This is a genomic window from Microbacterium xylanilyticum (assembly GCF_054654695.1).
Genome location: NZ_BAAIEN010000002.1, coordinates 2094331 through 2111839, shown reverse-complemented (window position 1 = coordinate 2111839; position 17509 = coordinate 2094331). Strand labels below are relative to the sequence as shown.

Annotated in this window: 17 protein-coding genes; 2 read left to right on the top strand and 15 right to left on the bottom strand. The window is 67.1% G+C overall.

The features are described 5' to 3' along the window. The first annotated feature begins 392 nt into the window (after positions 1–392). Entirely contained in the window at positions 393–2555 is a 2163-nt protein-coding gene (locus tag ACYQ1L_RS10745; protein WP_460004141.1) for a hypothetical protein, read from the top strand. 225 nt (positions 2556–2780) lie between these two features. On the opposite strand, the gene ACYQ1L_RS10740 is transcribed toward ACYQ1L_RS10745, so the two are convergent. From ACYQ1L_RS10740 to merA, 5 genes are read right to left on the bottom strand one after another with little or no spacing between them, the layout of a single operon-like run. Beyond that, on the bottom strand, positions 2781–3701 hold the full coding sequence (locus ACYQ1L_RS10740) for a cytochrome c biogenesis CcdA family protein (RefSeq protein ID WP_006947554.1): 921 nt from the start codon (positions 3699–3701) through the stop codon (positions 2781–2783). Positions 3702–3704: 3 nt separating this feature from the next. Then, a complete protein-coding gene (locus ACYQ1L_RS10735) occupies positions 3705–4223 on the bottom strand; it encodes a TlpA family protein disulfide reductase (protein ID WP_006947551.1) in 519 nt (172 codons plus the stop codon). Continuing rightward, positions 4220–4519 (bottom strand): hypothetical protein, encoded by a 300-nt coding sequence (locus ACYQ1L_RS10730; protein ID WP_006947549.1) that lies wholly within the window; start codon positions 4517–4519, stop codon positions 4220–4222. Before ACYQ1L_RS10730 ends, ACYQ1L_RS10735 begins: the two co-directional genes overlap by 4 nt. 29 nt (positions 4520–4548) lie before the next feature. Continuing rightward, entirely contained in the window at positions 4549–5199 is a 651-nt protein-coding gene (merB, locus tag ACYQ1L_RS10725) for an organomercurial lyase MerB (protein WP_010155369.1), read from the bottom strand. A 20-nt stretch (positions 5200–5219) separates the two neighbouring features. Next, positions 5220–6644: a mercury(II) reductase gene (merA, locus tag ACYQ1L_RS10720; RefSeq protein WP_460004140.1), complete on the bottom strand. Its 1425-nt coding sequence runs from the start codon at positions 6642–6644 to the stop codon at positions 5220–5222. Between the two features lie 104 nt (positions 6645–6748). On the opposite strand from merA, the gene ACYQ1L_RS10715 reads away from it, so the two are divergent. Continuing rightward, entirely contained in the window at positions 6749–7138 is a 390-nt protein-coding gene (locus tag ACYQ1L_RS10715; RefSeq protein ID WP_010155367.1) for a heavy metal-responsive transcriptional regulator, read from the top strand. A gap of 82 nt (positions 7139–7220) precedes the next feature. Here ACYQ1L_RS10715 and ACYQ1L_RS10710 read toward each other — a convergent pair whose 3' ends face one another. The 10 genes from ACYQ1L_RS10710 to ACYQ1L_RS10665 form a co-directional block, all read right to left on the bottom strand. Beyond that, entirely contained in the window at positions 7221–7616 is a 396-nt protein-coding gene (locus ACYQ1L_RS10710) for a hypothetical protein (protein ID WP_460004139.1), read from the bottom strand. A gap of 806 nt (positions 7617–8422) precedes the next feature. Beyond that, entirely contained in the window at positions 8423–9364 is a 942-nt protein-coding gene (locus ACYQ1L_RS10705) for a transposase (RefSeq protein ID WP_460005739.1), read from the bottom strand. A gap of 5 nt (positions 9365–9369) precedes the next feature. Next, positions 9370–9687, bottom strand: coding sequence for a transposase (locus tag ACYQ1L_RS10700; RefSeq protein ID WP_460002273.1), 318 nt, complete (start codon positions 9685–9687; stop codon positions 9370–9372). Between the two features lie 22 nt (positions 9688–9709). Beyond that, positions 9710–10240, bottom strand: coding sequence for a M23 family metallopeptidase (locus ACYQ1L_RS10695; protein WP_460004138.1), 531 nt, complete (start codon positions 10238–10240; stop codon positions 9710–9712). Between the two features lie 637 nt (positions 10241–10877). Continuing rightward, positions 10878–12413 carry a multicopper oxidase domain-containing protein gene (locus tag ACYQ1L_RS10690; RefSeq protein ID WP_460004137.1) on the bottom strand — a complete coding sequence of 512 codons (1536 nt, stop codon included), beginning with the start codon at positions 12411–12413 and terminating at the stop codon, positions 10878–10880. Continuing rightward, positions 12410–14878 carry a heavy metal translocating P-type ATPase gene (locus ACYQ1L_RS10685; RefSeq protein ID WP_460004136.1) on the bottom strand — a complete coding sequence of 823 codons (2469 nt, stop codon included), beginning with the start codon at positions 14876–14878 and terminating at the stop codon, positions 12410–12412. The genes ACYQ1L_RS10690 and ACYQ1L_RS10685 overlap by 4 nt, the downstream gene beginning before the upstream one ends. 64 nt (positions 14879–14942) lie before the next feature. Beyond that, positions 14943–15884 (bottom strand): F510_1955 family glycosylhydrolase, encoded by a 942-nt coding sequence (locus ACYQ1L_RS10680; RefSeq protein ID WP_460004135.1) that lies wholly within the window; start codon positions 15882–15884, stop codon positions 14943–14945. 106 nt (positions 15885–15990) lie between these two features. Further along, entirely contained in the window at positions 15991–16587 is a 597-nt protein-coding gene (locus ACYQ1L_RS10675; protein WP_460004134.1) for a DUF305 domain-containing protein, read from the bottom strand. 94 nt (positions 16588–16681) lie between these two features. Then, positions 16682–17107: a DUF6153 family protein gene (locus ACYQ1L_RS10670; RefSeq protein ID WP_460004133.1), complete on the bottom strand. Its 426-nt coding sequence runs from the start codon at positions 17105–17107 to the stop codon at positions 16682–16684. A 133-nt stretch (positions 17108–17240) separates the two neighbouring features. Beyond that, the gene (locus ACYQ1L_RS10665; RefSeq protein WP_460004132.1) at positions 17241–17507 is read right to left on the bottom strand and encodes a YHS domain-containing protein; all 267 of its coding nucleotides are present in this window, start codon (positions 17505–17507) and stop codon (positions 17241–17243) included. Between the last annotated feature and the right edge of the window lie 2 nt (positions 17508–17509).

The following is a 17509-nucleotide window of genomic DNA, read 5'->3' as shown; positions in this document are numbered from 1 at the left end:
AGATCGCCGCCGTCGAGCAGGCTCTTCCGCGTGAGCGGATCGCCGAGATCGTGTACGGCTCGTTCCGGCAGCTGCCGGTTGCCCGCCGGACGCTCGACCTGGTCACGCAGGCACCCGGGCTGCTCACCGCGGCGGATCCGCAGACCACGCCGGCTCTGGCAAGTCTGTTGCTTCGCCTCCACGAGGCTGGAGCGCGGACTGTCCGACCGCCGCGTTGCGCACACTGCGGCGGGCTGCGGAAGCTGCTGCAGCGCACGCCGACCGGGCGGATCTGCGCTCCATGCGGTCGCCGTCTCGCTTCCAGGAGCGAACTCTGTGATCGTTGCGGGCACACCCGCCGCGTGCAGACAGGGCCCGGTGAGAGCGCGTACTGCAAACGATGCTGGGTCGACATGAAACCCGAAGCGGCCGAGCGCATCGTCGAGCAAGTCCGCCGCCATCGCCGTGTCGCGACCGCGACCATCCTTCGAGCGGTGGAGCAGATGGCGGCGGACGGGAGGGACCGCCGAGTGCGGCTGATGCTCGAGCTGCAGGCCCACGGCGCGGAGTGGTTCTCCGACCCGGCCGCGGGCTCTGTGCTGTTCGGCACGTTCTACGACCTTCTCCACGCGGACGGCGCGCGTCTGCCCGAACGACGCTGCGGAGGCTGCGGCACCACGCGCACGCTCACCGAACGCGTCGAGGGACGAGTGAGCTGCCGACGCTGCTACCGGATCGCGCACCATGCCCCCTGCGATGGCTGCGACGACGTCACCAACCTGGAGCGGGTGCTCTCCGACGGGCGGCGACTCTGCCAACGCTGCACGAACAAGCTCCCCGACGAGAACGCCGTCTGCGTGAGCTGCGGCAACCATCGACTGATCGCCTACCGCAGCCCGGAGGGCCCGCTGTGTTCAACGTGTCGGAGCTCCTCCCGGCTGGACACCTGCACGGACTGCGGGGAGCTTGCGCCCTGTTTGTTCCACGGCAGCGAGAAAGCGATCTGCAAACCCTGCTCCGACAAGGCCAGCGTCGACACCTGCACGATCTGCGGGAACGAGCGGCAATGCCGCTGGCCGGGAACCGCGCGCGCCGCCTGCGAGCAGTGCTCCAACCCTCGCCAGCCCTGCGTGAACTGCGGGGAGGTCCGGCTGCGCCACAAGCGCACCGAAGACGGCTCCGGCTATCTCTGCTGGGCCTGCGTTCCGCCGATCATCGAGACCTGCACAAGCTGCGGAGACGCTCGGATAGTGAACGGCCGGATCGAGGGCCGGCCGTTCTGCCCGCTCTGCTATCCCCGCCAACCGGAGTCGTTCCGCCCCTGCACCAGCTGCGGGACCATCACACGGCTGATCGCGAAGCTCTGCCCCCGTTGCCGAGCCGATCAGATGATCCGGGAGATGGTGCCCGACGAGCTCGCCGCCTCCGATGCACGCATCGCGCATCTGCGAGAGCGGTGGTTCCAGGGTGCTCCGTCGAAGATCGTCTACGCCTTCGAACGCGGCACCGTCGCCTGCACGCTGATCACCCGAGTGCTCACCGCCCCATCCCTGCGCACTCACGCCTACCTCGACCAGGCCGGCTCGGAGTATCAGACCCGAGCGGTTCGGTCCGTGCTCATCGACCACGGGCTGCTCCCACCGCGGGACGAGCTGCTCGCCCGGTTCGAGCTCTGGCTCGACAGCGCACTTGCCGAGATCCCCGACCCGGGTGAACAGCGCACCGTCACCCAATACGCGCGATGGCGACACCTGCGCGCACTGCGCCGCAACACGATGCCGTCCCGATCAGGCCAGCTGTCCTGGCGGCGGCTCGAGATCGCGGGGATCATCGAACTGCTGGAATGGATCCATACCCGCGGAGGTTCTCTCGTGTCCCTCACCCAGGCGGATGTCGATGAATGGCTCACCGGCGGCCGACGCCCGTTCCTGCACCACTTCCTGACCTGGACCGCACGGGCCGGCGCATCCCGACCGCTCACCGCTCCACGCCCGCCATCAGGAGCCTTGAGCCCGCAAGCCATGAGCGACGAGGAACGCTGGCGGCTGCTCGCCGATGTCACCTCCGACCCGTCCATCAACCCGCACACGAAGCTCGCCGCGGGGCTGATGCTCATGTTCGGCGTCCGGGCGGCGAAGATCGTCCAGTTGCGCGCGGAAGACGTCACCGTCACGGACCAGGCCGTGGTCGTCCGCCTCGGCCAGGAACCTCTCGTGCTCCCCGCCGAGCTCGCGCCGGCGGCCGCGGGAGCCGCCAGCAACCGCACCGCGCCTCGCATGTTCGTGGAGAGCATCGAACAGGAGTGGGTCTATCCCGGAACCCGGGCCGGGCATCACATGGCCCCCGACACGCTGAATACCCGGCTCCGCGCTGCCGGCATCCCGCCGCGACTTGCCCGCACCGGCGCGCTGATAGCGCTCGCGCAGGAACTCCCACCCGTCGTTCTCAGCCGGCTGACTGGCCTGGACATCTCCTCCGCGATCGCCTGGTCCAACGCGATCGGCGCGAACAGCACCGCCTACGCCGCCGCGGTCGTCGAGCGCGTCGGCATGCCCCTCCCAGTCGTCCTGCACTGAAATCTGACGATGACGTTTCCAGGGATGTCACGTCGTGAGAATCGGGCGGCACCGATTCTGCTCGGCGGTCAACTCGTCCTGATCGTGGCCGCGCTCTCCTTCGACATAGGCCACGAACAACACCCACGCCGTGTCCGATGATCGGCGTCGGGTGGGAGGGCGTCTGGTGTCCGAGTTCGTCGTTCCGGTCAACCACGTCGTATGACCTTGACGTGCAGGAGCCGCTCAATGCCGCTCGGTCGGCACGCTCGGCCGGTCCCCGGGAGAGTGCGTCGACTGAGGGTCGCAGCAGTCCTCCTCGGTCCTCCGTCCGGAGTTCCGACGGCGTTGATGAAGGAATCCGCTTAGTAGCACGATGAGCACCACGGTGGTAGACAGGCCGGCGATGACGCCGGTGTTGCTTTGGAGCCAGTTCGATATCGTCGCCGAGACAGCGGCGACGTCGGTGCGCCCTGCGGAAGGGGCATCGCCGACGACAACTGGAAACCAGTACCAAGCCAGGTAGACGCCGGTGAGGATCAGGACGGCGGCGGTGACCTTGGGAACGAATCGTGTCAGTGCGGCGATCCGCCTGGACAGCACAGAACCGGCTACGGCGGCGACCACGGCGACAAGCAGCAGGACGGTGGCGGAGCCGGCGGCATAGATGGCGAAGACGAGGAGCAGCCCGACGAAACTGGCTGTCGCCTGGGCCTGGGCGATGACCGCGAGGAGTACGCCGAAGGTGCACGACAGCGAGGCCGCGGCGTAGCCGACGCCGAAGACGACCATGCGCACGGCGCTGGGCAGCCGTTCGATTGCGCGGCCGGGTATGCCGGGAAGCCGGAGGGACATAGAGCGTCCGGCTAGCATCGCCCCGCCGAGCAGCACCAACAGGATCCCGACGGCGAGGCCGAGGGCTGGGGCGGCCTGGATCAGGCCCCGTGCGCCGGCGCTTACCGCGACGCCAGCCAAGGCGAGCGTGCCCGCAAACCCGATCGTCAGCGCGAGGCCGGCCCGTAGGGCGCGCAGCAGGCGCACCGGGGCTGAGGAAGAGGCGGCGTCGCCCAGCGCATGGGTGATCCAGGCCGGGAGCAGCGCGAAGCCGCAGGGATTGACGGGGGCGATCATCCCGGCGGCGAAGGCAAGGGCGAGGAGTCCGCCCATCGCTCAGGCCCCGGCCTTGTGGAGCGCGGAGACGATCGTATCGGCGTCGGGGTCGGTGGCGCGGAAGGTCACCTGTCCGTCACTGTCGACGATGATCAGTGTAGACAGCGCGGCGACCCCGAAGCGCTGGGACAGCGCCGCGCCCTCGTCGATGGCGGCGGGGACATGCACGGCGTCGACGTACTCCATGAACCTCTGAATGGTCTCGGTAGGTTCGCGCGGATCCATGTCGACGGCGAGGAACTGGGCATCGATGCCGGCCTCCTCGGCCGCGGCTGCCGCCTGACCGAGGGATCGGACTCCGCCGACGCATTCGCCGCAGCCGACGGAGAAGAAGAACACCGCGGTGGGCTTCCCGGCGGCGGGCAGGCTGATCCGCTGAGCGTCGATGCTGGTCACCGTCGCGGCGGTGGCAGTCTCGGCAGAGACGGGATCCTTATCAACGGTGCCGCAGGCGGTCAGGATGAGCGAGCCTGCGAGCAGGAGGGTGGCGAGCGAACGACGGGCGCGGGAGCTGATCATTGGTTCTGTTCGCCCTTCGGGTCGGTGCGGTGAGCGGATTCGGTGGGCGGGCAGCAGTCAGGTTCGACACGGCCGCGGCGGGTTCGGCGGCGGACGACGACGAGCAGCACGATCGCGAGGAGCGCAATGCCCACGCCGATCACCCACGGGTTGCCGAGAAGGAGCCCGCCGATGCCAGTAAGCATTCCGCCGGCGATGAGCACGGGCAGCGCGCAGCAGATCGTCATGAGGAGCACGGCACCGGCTCCCAGGAGTAGGCCACCGCCTCGCGTTCGGTCGTCGTGTTTGGAGGTCATAGCGTTCTCGAATCCTTCTGTGTCGCGGGTCAACAGCAGCGGGGACAGTCGTCGGCCACCGGGGTGTCGTCCTGAAGCAGGTCGAGCAGGCTCGTTGTGAGCTCGTTGCCGATCCGGTAGGCCTCGGCCACCGACACCACCTCGGCACCGGGATGCTCAGAGAGCCACCCGGTGGCGTCGTCGACGGAGGCGAAATAGTGCACCTGGTTGCAGAAGGCCGAGCGGATCGAGGTGATCTGCTCCAGGTTCACCAGCGACACCACGGCGCTCGGGGGTGTGACGCCGGTGACACCGGCAACCGGATCGATGGTGACGCGGATCGTCTCTCCGCTGGCCGGGGAGACGGACTCCACGCGCGCTGGGCGATCGAGGAGGGCCGGGAAGATGAGGGTGTCCAGGGCGCACCAGGTGTAGAGCTCCTCACCGTCGACGGTGAACCGGTGCGGTGTAGGGCGCAGCGTGAGGCCCTGGCCGACGATTCGGCCCTGGTCGTCGTACTCGGTGTCCTGCATCGCGGCCAGTCCGAGCCGTACCTCGTCGATCGTGCGGCCCGCAGCCACGGACAGCTGTTGGACGGTGACGGGGTCACCGTCGGCGAGCAGCCGCAGCAGCGGGATGAGCAGGCCGGTCTCTCCCAGTCGGCTGAGCCGCTCGGGCAGTTGCATGCTGAGGTCAGACATCGTGGGTTCCTCCAGTTCGTTCACGCGCAGCACGACAGGAGCGACGGGTCGGTGGTGAAGGCCTTGGCGGCGATCCGGATGCCCTCGGCCATGGTCAGGTAGGGGGCCCAGGCGTCGGCGACCTCGGCGACCGTCTTGCCGAGCACGTGGACCCCGGCGGCGGCGAGCTCGCCGGCGTCCTTGGCGACGGCGGTGATGCCGAGGATCTTCCCGGTGTCGGCGTCCACGACGATCTTGACGAAGCCGCGGGTGTCGCGGTTGACCAGTGCGCGGGGCACGTGGTGCAGGGGCAGGACGCGGCAGTCGCAGCGGATCCCGGCGGCGACGACGTCCTTCTCGGTCATCCCGACCGCGCCGATCGCCGGGCCGGTGAACGTCACCCTCGGCAGTCGGGCGTAGTCCACGGCCCGATCGGCGTCGGCGAACGCGTTCTCGGCGACGAGGGTGCCGTGGTGGGCGGCGACGTAGACGAACTCGGGGTGGCCGGTCACGTCGCCCGCGGCCCAGATCCGCGGGTGGGAGGACTGCATCCGGTCGGAGACGACCACCTCGCCGAGGTCCCCGGTCTTGACCCCGACCCTGTCGAGGCCGAGCCCATCGGTGGCCGGTCGTCGTCCGAGGGCGACGAGCACCTGGTCGGCGCGGAACTCCTCCCGGCCGCCGGCGACGTCCGCGGTGACGACGGCCTGCCCGGTCGCGGCGTCGCGGGACACCCGCGTCGGCAGCGCGCGGCGGACCACCCGGATGCCCTCGTCGGCGAACACCTCCTGCAGCGTCCTGGACACCTCCGGCTCCTCCTTCGACGCGAGCCGGGACCGGACCAGCACGGTGACCTGGGAGCCGAGCCGGGCGAACAGCTGCGCCTGCTCCAGGGCGACGTAGCCGCCGCCGAGCACGAGCAGGGACTCAGGGAGTTCGGTCAGCTCCATCGCCGTGGTCGAGGTCAGGTACCCGGTCTGGTCCAGGCCGTCGATCGGCGGGGCCCACGGCCGAGAGCCGGTCGCGACCAGGTAGTGCCCGGCCTCGATCGTCTCGGTGCTCCCGTCGTCCCCGGCGACCTGGAGGACCGGTGCGTCGGGGGTGCCGGCGAACGCGGCGTCGCCGCGGCGGACGGCCCAACCGCAGGAGTCGGCGACGTCGGCGTACTTCTCGCCCCGCAGCGACTCGACCAGCGCCTGCTTCCCGGCGATCAGGGCGGGCATGTCCACTGGCCCCGCCGTCGTCGCGATCCCCGGGAACCGGTCGGCGGCGTCGGCCGCGGAGTGCCGTGCGTCGGCCGCGGCGATCAGGGCCTTCGACGGCACGCAGCCGGTGTTCACGCAGGTGCCACCGAGCGTCCCGCGCTCGATCATCACCACCGACTTGCCGAGCGTGGTCGCGCGGATCGCGGCGGCGAACGCACCACCGCCCGATCCGATGATGGCGAGGTCGTACTTCGTGGGCATCGCAGCTCCCGTCACTTGGGTTTCTCTTCTTTCTCGGCCATACTGGACCTTCCAGTGCAGGGGAAGGTCAAGAAGGCTTCTGCCGAAAGAAAAGGGGGCCTGCGATGCGCATCGGGGAACTCGCCGAGCGGGCGGGAACGACGGCGAAGACGCTGCGGTTCTACGAGGAGCAGGGCCTGCTGCCCCCGGCCGAGCGCACGCCGTCCGGATACCGCGACTACGCGCCCGAGACGGCCGCCCGGATCGACTTCGTCCACCGCGGCCAGGCCGCGGGCCTCACCCTCGCCCAGATCCGCCAGATCCTCGACATCCGCGACGGCGGCGCTGCTCCCTGCGAGCACGTGCGCGATCTCCTCGACGCGCGCCTCGCCGAGATCGAGCAGCAGATCGCCCAGCTCACAGCGCTCCGAGACACCATCGCCGAGCTCAGGCACGACGCCGCGCAGCCCGACCCCGACTCGTGCAGCGCGGACCAGGTCTGCCGGTACCTGTAGCTCACGGAAAATCCTCTCGGCTCTCCCAAGCGACGAGAACGGAAAGTCGTGCAGAATCCCCCGTCCGCCAAATAGCGCCAAATCAAATAACGCGCACTACCAATAACCGCGACGACAGCGACGCGGTCAGCAGCTCTACGTTGCCGCGCGCCCACAACGCAACCGGGGCGGCGTCCCCGAGATCCGAGAGCCCGCTCGGCCAACCCACAGCACCGGGAGTGAGTACCCGCAGACCGAGTAGGTTGGTCCGGATCATCAGCCACAGCGAAAGATCGCCCTGGAGGCGCGGGGCCACCCGGCGACGCCACAACTCACCCTGCATCCCATCCACACCCGGGAGTGTGGCGTAGGCGTCGCGGAGCAGCCTGAGCGTCTCGATCGGTCCCACCTGGGCGGTGATCGCACCGGCGGTCCTATCGCCCGGCCCTGACACGGCGGCGAGCGCCATCCGCGCCGATACCTCTTCGCTGATCTCCACCGCTACCTCCCTGCTGGTCCTGACAGGCAGGTAGGCGCGGAAGGCCCGGACCGAGAACCGAACTCATTCGAAAGGGCGTGTCTTGTCCGCAGCGCCGCCGCGGACGAGCGAAGACGCAGGACGGCCGGCTGGACGTCAAGGTCGTCAGTGCCCGATAGGACTGCGCGTACGGGACGGTCAGCACGACCGGGGGCTGACGGTCGACGGCGGCGACAAGCGCGCCCGCCAGACCTTCCTCCGGAGGGAACGCGACGTTCACGCGCGTCGACTCGTCGTCGGGGCGCTGACCGTCCAGCCGAGCGATGTGGCCGATGAGCACGTCCCGAGCGCGATCAATGACGGCGAGGAGGACGAACGCGGGCACGGCGCCTAAGAGCGAGCCGATCTGCGCGCCGACGACGGCGATCTGGGAGGCGACGACGACAACAGCGAGCGCGAGCATCATCAGCGAGACCATCGCCCCCAGTAGGTCTCGACTTGGCGGATCGAGGTCCCGCGGTTCGACCTACCTAGCGGACACCACGGCATGACGAGCGAACGCCGAACGGTCGAGCGCGCCGTCGCGTCGCGCCACAACCTGGTTCCTGACCAACGTCGCGCGGCGTGGCGTATCCCCAGCGGCAGAGATCGCCCGGATCGGTGTGGGCACCGAATGCAAGGAACAGATCGCGTTCATGATCCAGGCGGCGGGAGGCTGGAACTGATGTGTCGTGCGACTGACGCGCGCCGTCCAAGCTCCTCCGTCGCCCGAGGTGGGCGACACGAGCATCTCGAAGCGGTTAGAACACGTTCGCCTCTGTCCCGCGTCAAGTAGTTGGCAGGATTTCTTCTCTTTCAAAGGTGGGGATGGTGGGGTCGGCCAGGCCCAGGTGCACCTGCATCGGCCTGTTCCAGGCGATCGCCTCGTGCGGCCGCTCGGTGTTGTACTCGACCCGGTAGTCCTCGGCGCGTTCGATCAGCGTCAAGGCGTCGGGGATCTCATCGAGGAACAATCGCTCGTACTTCAGCGTCCCGAACCCGCGTTCGCGTGACCCGTTCTGCCCGGGCGAGCGCACCCTCGTGCGGACGTGCCGCAGCTCGGGGTGCCGCATGATGAACAGCTCGAAGTTCAGCGACCGGAACGGGCCGCCGTTGTCGGTGACGATCGTCACCACCGGCAGCACCTCACCCGTCTCTTCATCGACCTGACATTCGTCGACGAGCGGGTGCTCGAACATCTGCTCGTAGTCGGCGAGGGCGAGTTCGATCGCGGCGATCGCGTCGTACTGGTTCGCGGTCGGCGACACGTGGAACGGGTACTCGAGCTTCGAGTACCAGTCCCGGCACCCCGCGATCCGCCAGGTCCCACCGGTCGTGGTCTCGAACTCGCTGAAGTCCAGCTGCCAGACCTGGTTCGGTCCGGTCGGGTTCCGCGCGAACGCTGCCTTCCGCTCCTTTGCCAGCTCGCGGCGCTGCTTCTGGTACTCCGACGGCAGGATCAGCCCGTCATCGCGCATCAGGCGCAGCACGGTCGCCTGCGACACCTTGTGACCGTCGTGCCGAGTCAGCGCCCAGATCTTCCGATGCCCCCACGCCGGCTTCGCCAACGCATGCCCCGTCACCAGCGGGCGGGCGGCGTCCCTTGCAGGCTGCGGCCAGGGCCCCTTCGTCGGCCGGTCTTGCTTCGCCTTGGCCTGCCAGCGCCGCCAGGTGCGTTCGGGCATGTCGATCAGGCGGCAGAACCTCGAGGTCGACATGCCCGCCTCCATGCGGATCACCTCGAGGTCCTCGAAGGGCCCAACCGGCCCTCCGCACTCTTCTTCCACACCCGAATCTCGACGGCCGCCTCGCCCAGCGCCTGGGTCAGATCGGCGACCTCCGCCTCGAGCTGCTGCTCCCGGGTCGACGGCCCCGTCTTGCCAGCGGCCAGGCCGGTCTTGCCAGCCTCGAGGAAGTCCGCCTTCCACCGGCCGATCGACTGCTCGCTGACCTTCTCACGCCGAGCCGCTTCAGCGATCGTCATCTCGCCGGCGAGGATGCTCAGCACGATCCTCGTCTTCTTCTCCACCGGGATCACTGGTGGTCTACCCATCGTCAAACACTCCGCTCAGGACTCAATCAATCGTCCTGCCACAAAGTCTGACGCGCGACACCTCGAGCCAAGCTAGCGGGTCGATGGCGTTTTCGTTGATGCGCACTTCGAAGTGAAGGACGGTACCAAATGTCCATCCCGTGTTGCCCACGCGGCCAAGGAACTGGCCAGCTGTGACGCAGTCCCCGACTTGCACGGCCCGCGAGCCAGACTCCATGTGGGCATAGAGCGAGGAAAGGGAGTTGTTGCTGCCGAGTTGGGGATGGCTCAGCTCCACGGCTTCTCCGTAGCCCTGGTAGCTTTGCTGCGAGATCTTGACACAGCCGTCTGCGACGGCGTAGATCGGGGACCCCATGGGTGCTGCAAAATCCTGTCCCATGTGCGAGCGACCTGGTCTCGACGCACCGAATTCGTCGGTCAGCGTGTAGGAGCCGGATGGCATCGGATAGATCACCTGTCCGGGTTTCGCGATGGATGCGATACCCGTCTTTTCCGCCGCAGCAGTTGCCGCCTGCATCGCAGAGAGTTCGGCGGGAGTTGTCGCGGTGAACACCCCATGTGCCTCCACTTCCGGGAGGACACCGCTCGCTGCCGTGAACGACTGTGTCCGAATGTCCGAGGTTGCGAGCGCTGTGCCATTACTCGTTGGGCGGGGTACGACTCCCATGGCGGGGAGCGTTGTACCGACTGCAAGCGCGGCGATGGCGAAAACCGCCCCCACGCCTTTGCTAGCGCGCTCGACGACTTGGCGCCGTCTTGTCGGACTCATCGCCGCGCTGGCTGGCGCCGCGTCCGGCTGCGGGGGGATGGTGGCGCCTTTGAATCCTGCCCGCCGCTGCGATGAGGTCCGCTCTGGGGGACGAATGGTACGTTGCCGTGGCACGTCAGGTTGGTTCTGGACTGGGCTTCGGAACGGCGATGGATCGGTGAGCCTTGTTGTCGGGGCCGCGTTCTGAGCGGCCTGCCAGCGCAGGTACCGGCGGGAGCCGGGGAGGGGACTGTCTGTGCTCGCGCCCGATGTGTTCGCTATCTCCGGACCGGTGACGTGAGGTTCAGTATTTCGTAAGTTCATGAGTGCTCCTCGGGTAAGCGGATTGGCCTCATAGGGCCGGCTCGTCTCGACTTGCGAAACAGGACGTCTCTGGCGTCTCGTTTCTGGCTGGAACTGAGCGGGTGGCATTGTCGTGGGGTTAGTTCGAATAGCCGATGACGGTCATCATTCCGGACTCGGCGTGGTAAAGGTTGTGGCAGTGCGCGACCCAGAGCCCCGGGTTGTCCGCGTCGAAATCGACCGTGAGGCTTCTCCCGGGCAGGATGATCGAGGTGTCCTTGCGTGGCCCGTTGTCGGAGTGCTGGAACGTGTGGCCATGCAGGTGGAATGGGTGCCACATCGTGGTCTTGTTCGTCACCGTGAGCCGAACTCGTTCCCCGCTCCGGACTTCGTATGCGTTGCCGAGGGGCCGACTCATGTCGAAACGCTGTTCGTTGATCGCCCAGTCGTACGCTTCCATGCTGCCGGTGAGTGGAATCGATATCTCGCGGTCGGGTCGCCGCTCGGACAACACGACCTGTTTCGATGCGGTGAGCTTGGCCGCGGTGCCAACCCTGGCGGTGGTGCCGATTCTCTTGCTGGACAGCTCGGGGAGGGCGACATCGCGGTCGGGTGGGGTTGCGTCGGCGGTGCGGATCAGTGCAAACCCTCGGTCGCGTTTGCCTTCTGCTTGTGCGACGAGTGGGAAGACGCCGTCGCCGAGGGTGAGGAGCGCGTCATACCGTTCGCCCATGCCGATGAGGATGCTGTCGACTTCGACCGGGTCGACGGGGAACCCGTCGGTGTGGGTGATAGTCAGGGCGTGGCCGCCGATAGCAAGTCGGAACGCGGTGTCGCTGCCTGCGTTGATGATCCGCAACCGAATGCGGTCACCGGGTCGGCCCGTGAACTGGGATGGGTCGGCGGGAGGTTTCCCGTTGATGAGGTAATACGGGTAGTAGACGTCGCCAGCGTCACCGGCGAGAATGTCTGAGGTTGCGCCCATCAGGGTGTTGCCCATGCGCATGAACATGTCACCCATTCCGCCCATGCCGGCCATCCCGGCGGAGAGTTCTTTGAGGACTTTGTCGGGTGTGGCGGTGACACCGTCGAGCCAGTCGTCGAGGACGATGACCCACTCGTCGTCGTAACGTCCCGGCTCCGCGGGGTCTTCGACGATGAGCGCCCCGTACAGGCCGCGATCCAGTTGCACACCCGTGTGGGGATGGAACCAGTAGGTCCCGGGGTCGGGGGCGATGAAGTCGTAGCCGAAGCTATTTCCTGCCTTGACGGGTTGCTGCGTGATCGGTGGCACTCCGTCCATGTCGTTGCGCAACGCAACCCCGTGCCAGTGGATGGAGGTATCCGTGGGGAGTTGGTTGTGAACGGTCGCTTTCAGGGTGTCGCCGGCACCGGCGCGGATCACCGGTGCCGGGACGGCACCGTATGCCCAGGTCGATGCGGTCACGCCGGCCAGGTCCAGTTCTGTTCGGGCAGCGGTGAGGGTGACGTTGGTGACCCGGCCGGTGCCGCGCCGGCGACGTTCCGCGTCCCGCACCTGTGAGCTGTCCGGTTGGATCCAGGTTGGGGCGGGGGCGCAGGAGGCCAGGGTGACGGTGGCTGCGACGCCGACGCTGAATCCGAGGAACGTGCGGCGACTCATTGAGGTGCGGGGCAGGAATCCCCGGGCGGTCATGGGCGGTCCTTTCCGGCTACTGCGGGTGCCGCGGGTGCGGGCGCGACCTGTGCGGGAAGGCGGAGTCGCTTTAGTAGGAGTGCATTGACGGCAACGATTACGCTCGACCCGGACATGCTGATCGCGGCGATCTCGGGGGTGAGCATGATCCCGAAGGCGGGGTAGAACAGCCCTGCTGCGATCGGCAGCGCGATCGTGTTGTACCCGACGGCCCAGCCGAGGTTCTGCCGCATCTTCCGTAGGGTGCCTTTGCCGATCTTCAACGCGATCGCCACGTCCAGCGGGTCGGATCGCATGAGGACGACGTCGGCGGTTTCGATGGCGACGTCAGTGCCGGCGCCGATCGCGATGCCGAGGTCGGCCTGAGCGAGAGCGGGAGCATCGTTGACGCCGTCGCCGACCATCGCGACCTTCCGCCCCGATGCCTGCAGCTCGGCGATCTTGGCGGACTTGTCCTTCGGGAGCACATCCGCGATCACGGTGTCGATGCCGAGCAGTGCAGCGATGCGGGTGGCGGTGGGCTTGTTGTCGCCGGTGAGCATCGCCACCTGGATTCCTTGCTCGTGGAGGGCGTCGATTGCGGCTTTCGCGGTGTCGCGGGGCGCGTCGGCGAGAGCGATGACGCCTGCGGCTTTCCCGTCGACGGCGAACAGGATGGCGGTCCGCCCCCCGTCCGCGAGAGCTTTCTGGGTGGCGGCGACCGGGGAGATATCGATGCCTTGGGCTGCCATCAGTCGCGCGTTGCCGACGATCACTGGTCGGCCGTCGACGGTCGCGATCGCACCCTGTCCGGTGACGTTGCGGAACGCGGTCGCGGTGCGCCGGGGAATGTTCCGACTGTCGGCATAGCTGACGATCGCCTTCGCCAGTGGGTGCTCTGATTCTCGCTCGAGCGCGGCGGCGAGGGCGAGCATCTCGAGGTCTTCCATCCCGACAGGGAGGTAGTCGGTGACTTCCGGTTCGCCCCTGGTGAGCGTGCCGGTCTTGTCGAGCACGACGGTGTCGATCCGAGCGGCGGACTCGATCCCCGACGCGTTCTTGAACAACACGCCGCGCTTGGCGCCCAAGCCGGTACCGACCATGATCGCCGTCGGTGTCGCGAGACCGAGAGCGTCGGGACAGGTGATGACCACCACGGTGATCGCGAACAGGATCGCTGTGGGCAACGCGGCGCCGACGAGAAGCCACACCAGGAACGTGAGGCTGCCGCCGATCAACGCGACCAGGACAAGCCAGAACGCGGCGCGATCGGCGAGCCGTTGCCCGGGAGCCTTAGAGTTCTGCGCTTCCTGGACCAGCTTCACGATCTGTGCGAGTGCTGTATCTGCGCCGACCTTCGTGGCGCGAACCCGGAGAGTGCCGACGGTGTTCACGGTCGCGCCGATCACTTCCGAGCCGGGTGCCTTCTCGACTGGCATGGATTCGCCAGTCACCATCGACTCATCGACCTCGGATTCGCCGTCCTCGACGCGTCCGTCGGTGGGGACCTTCGCGCCGGGGCGGATCAGCATGAGGTCGCCGGGAACGACCTCGGAGGTCGGGATCTCTACCTCGTTACCGTCACGGATCACGACCGCGCGGGCGGGGGCCAGTTCCAGCAGCCGACGGATGGCGTCGTTCGCGCCGCCCCGGGCGCGCATCTCCACCCAATGCCCAAGCAGGACGAAGGTGGTCAGGACCGTGGCGGCCTCGTAGAACACCTCTCCACCGCCGGTCAGGGTGATGACCAGGCTGTAGAGCCAGCCGGCGCCGACGCCTACCGCGACGAGGACCATCATGTCCAGGGTGCGGGCGCGCAGGGCGCGGTAGGCGCCGTCGAAGAAGATCCACGCGGAGTAGAAGATCACCGGAAGCGAGAGGATCAGCATGAACACGTCGTCGCGCAGCCCGAACGGGGCGGGCACGGAGAATCCGATCACCTTCCGTCCGATCGGTGACCACAGGGTGATCGGGATGGACAGGATCAACGCGACCAGGAACCGGTTTCGCATGTCCCGGACCATTGCGTCCATTGACATCGCACCGTGATGTCCTCCGTGGCCCATCATGTCTTGTGGGCTGTGCGCGGCGGCCTGGGCGTGATCGTGCCCACCTGTCGCGGACACTGCGGCGTGCCCGGCGTGGCTCCCGACAGTACCCGTGTTGGGGGCTGCGAGATCTGCCGGATCGTGTTGGACATGGTCGGCGTGATGGGCGCCGTGACCTTCGCCCTCGGCTGGGTCGCAGATGTGGTCCGGAACGGATTGTCCGGCGCAGTGGTAACCGCATTCGGTGACCCACCGCCGGAGTTCAGCGACCGACGTGACCGAGGGGTCGTAAGTGATGTTTGCTGTCTGGGCGACGGGATTGGCCTCCACAGCGACGACGCCGGGCCGGCGGGACAGAGCGGATTCGGCGACGGCCTTCGACGAGGCCCATTGCACTCCGGACACCTCCAGCACGACGGTGTTGCGGTGATCGTTCATGAGAGCCTCTCATTCGTGGGTTCGACGTTCCGCGGGCGGGCAAGGGCGCGATTCCAGTTGGTCGTCATGATTTCGGGTGGGACAGTTTCAGCACGGTGGGCTTGTCGTCGCGGATCTGGACGACGCCGCGATCATCTACCAGCACGATCGTCCCGTCCCCAACCGCTCCGAGCGCCTGGACGGTCCCGGTCGCGGTCCCGAATCGAGTCCACGACCCAGAGGCGAGACGCCACAGGATGCCGTCGGTCGAAACTCCCACCAGCGCCCCGGATGAGTCAGCCTGAACCTGATAGAGCAGTGGCGCCCCCGGGACCGTGGTGAATGTCGCACCGCTGTCCTCGCTCTGGAGCAGGCCCTCAGGCGTCGCCGCATACAGGGTGTTGTCTGCGGCAATGGCGACATCGGCGGCAGGGATGGTCGCGCCGTTGGACCATGTGGCTCCTTTGTCGTGACTGATCCGCATGGCGGGCGAGGTCGAGCTGATCGCGTAGATCGTGCCATCGGATGCCGCGGTGAGGACGTGGAAGTCGTCTGTTCCGGTGAACGCGACAGGCTTCCAGGTAACTCCGGAGTCAACGCTTTCGATGACGCCGAGGTTCGGGGTACCCAACAGGGCGGCCGTCTTTGGACCGGGATGTCCGGAGGCGAAGAGCGTGTCCTGTGTTCCAGTCAGCCCCATCGCGTCGAAGTCGTTGCCGCCGATCGGCCCCATTACGATGCCCATTTTGGTGACCTTGTACAGCCCGCTGTGAGTTCCGAGGAGCACCGCGTCATCGGCGAGCCCGACAATGCCGTGAACGTGACCGAACGAGGCCGCAATAGGTGGGGATGTGTCCAGGGCGACCGCTGTTGTACAGCCGGCCAGCAGCAGTACTCCACCCACGGACAAACCGATCAATGTGACGGCGCGCCTCTTGGCGTGGGAACGGCGAGGGCCAACCCGCGTGTCGTTCTTCGCACGGTTTGACGGGACCCCGCGGATGGCGCGGTGGAGCCGTGATGTCATGGGGAGCTTCCTTCGAAGGTGGGTCCGCGGCGTGCGTGACGACGCGAATGCGGACGACACCCGGGCCGGGGGATAGCGGTCACCGCGCCCGGCCCGAGATGTCACGTCAGAGGGAACCGAGAATGTCCTTCATCGTGGTGATCTCGGCGGTCTGCCCGTCGACCACCTTCTGGGCGAGGGCACGCATGTCAGCGTCCTTGCCGTCGCTCAGTTCGGAGCGGGCCATTTCGATAGCACCCTGGTGGTGCGCGATCATGCCGCTCAGGAACAGTCGGGCTGCATCCGAGCCAGTGGCGGAGTCCAGCGTGGTCATGTCATGGTCGGACATCATGCCCATGCCGGTCATCGGGGCGGAGTCGGTCGACATGCCCTTAGCCTTCAGCCAGGCCTGCATGCTCTGAATCTCTGGGGACTGCGCCGCTTTGATCTGCTTCGCGAGCGCGGTCACTTTCGGGTCGATCCCGGTCTTCTTGAGGATTGCGTCGGACATCGCGATGGCCTGTTCGTGATGCGGGATCATCATCGTCACGAACATCTCGTCAGCCGTTTTGGCTGTCGTGGATGACGGTGCTGACGTGCTGCTGGACGTATCGCCCGAGCCCATGTCCATGCCCGGCATGGAACCACCGGTGCCGGTGCAGCCTGCGAGAACGAGGGCGACGGCGATAACGCTGCCGGAGAGCGAAAGGGTACGGAAACGCATGAAAGGGTCCTGTCGTATTGGTCGAACGATGAAGATTCGGTGCGCTGAGTAGCGCGAACGGTCCTACTCGCGGCGGGCGAGGCGGACCACAGAATCAGGTTCGACTAATAGAAAGGACGACCAGTGAGGGCGGTCGCGGGTGCGGTAGCGCGAACAGAACAGTCCGTCCGCGCTTCCACGGAGGCAGGAACACTGAGGCGAACAGGGATATCAAGGCAGGAGCCAACAGGGTGATGACCGCGGTCAGCAAAGCCAGCACGCATATCATCATCAGCACGGAATGATCCGGCATGCCCATCGGGCTTTCGCAGCTTCCCACACAGAACGCCGGATGTACTTCGTAGGTCCCTGCCATCGAAGCGCTGGCGGGGGAGCCGTCGGCGGCTGGGATCTGCTCATGGACACGTGCAGACGTGGCTGCCTGAACGGAAGCCGACTCCGCTCCCGTGAAAGTGTGCATTGCCAACAGTCCGGCAATGATCGCGAGGGTCGCGAGAGGGACAAGCAGCAGTCGAGACATGCCCGCTGAGATTCGCGTGCGCGCCTGGATCCTGTTCACTTGCCACCTCCCTTCTGCAATCCAGCTTACGGCCGAAAGTCAAATCGTGTGCGGCCGGGCCGGTTCCCGCCATGCCGCTTTGCGCGCCGAGTCCTCAGACCGCGCGTGCGTAACGGGCAGGGTCGGCGTCGAACAAGGGTCCGCAATCCGCACAACAGAACCAGTACCTGGTGTCGTCGTAGTCGCGGAACAGTCCCCGCTGTTCGGCCCATGCCGCGTCGACCTTGTTGCCGGGCATCACCGGGCAGGTCACCAGGTTCGTCGCACCCGTCGGGGGCTCGTGATGGTGCTGCTCATGTCCGCCGTGCCCGTCGTGCGAGCCGTGGTGGTCATGCAGGTCATGCTCATGCTCGTGGGTCACTG

Excerpts from the sequence above, each read along its gene's own strand:
- merB (WP_010155369.1), bottom strand. The coding sequence starts at position 5,199 with ATGTCTGACCTCAGCATGCAACTGCCCGAGCGGCTCAGCCGACTGGGA.
- ACYQ1L_RS10675 (WP_460004134.1), bottom strand. The coding sequence starts at position 16,587 with ATGCGTTTCCGTACCCTTTCGCTCTCCGGCAGCGTTATCGCCGTCGCC.
- ACYQ1L_RS10705 (WP_460005739.1), bottom strand. The coding sequence starts at position 9,364 with ATGGAGGCGGGCATGTCGACCTCGAGGTTCTGCCGCCTGATCGACATG.
- ACYQ1L_RS10735 (WP_006947551.1), bottom strand. The coding sequence starts at position 4,223 with ATGATCAGCTCCCGCGCCCGTCGTTCGCTCGCCACCCTCCTGCTCGCA.
- ACYQ1L_RS10670 (WP_460004133.1), bottom strand. The coding sequence starts at position 17,107 with ATGTCTCGACTGCTGCTTGTCCCTCTCGCGACCCTCGCGATCATTGCC.
- ACYQ1L_RS10680 (WP_460004135.1), bottom strand. The coding sequence starts at position 15,884 with ATGACATCACGGCTCCACCGCGCCATCCGCGGGGTCCCGTCAAACCGT.
- ACYQ1L_RS10740 (WP_006947554.1), bottom strand. The coding sequence starts at position 3,701 with ATGGGCGGACTCCTCGCCCTTGCCTTCGCCGCCGGGATGATCGCCCCC.
- ACYQ1L_RS10685 (WP_460004136.1), bottom strand. The coding sequence starts at position 14,878 with ATGAACGATCACCGCAACACCGTCGTGCTGGAGGTGTCCGGAGTGCAA.
- ACYQ1L_RS10690 (WP_460004137.1), bottom strand. The coding sequence starts at position 12,413 with ATGACCGCCCGGGGATTCCTGCCCCGCACCTCAATGAGTCGCCGCACG.
- ACYQ1L_RS10745 (WP_460004141.1), top strand. The coding sequence starts at position 393 with ATGAAACCCGAAGCGGCCGAGCGCATCGTCGAGCAAGTCCGCCGCCAT.
- ACYQ1L_RS10715 (WP_010155367.1), top strand. The coding sequence starts at position 6,749 with ATGCGCATCGGGGAACTCGCCGAGCGGGCGGGAACGACGGCGAAGACG.
- ACYQ1L_RS10700 (WP_460002273.1), bottom strand. The coding sequence starts at position 9,687 with ATGGGTAGACCACCAGTGATCCCGGTGGAGAAGAAGACGAGGATCGTG.
- merA (WP_460004140.1), bottom strand. The coding sequence starts at position 6,644 with ATGCCCACGAAGTACGACCTCGCCATCATCGGATCGGGCGGTGGTGCG.
- ACYQ1L_RS10730 (WP_006947549.1), bottom strand. The coding sequence starts at position 4,519 with ATGACCTCCAAACACGACGACCGAACGCGAGGCGGTGGCCTACTCCTG.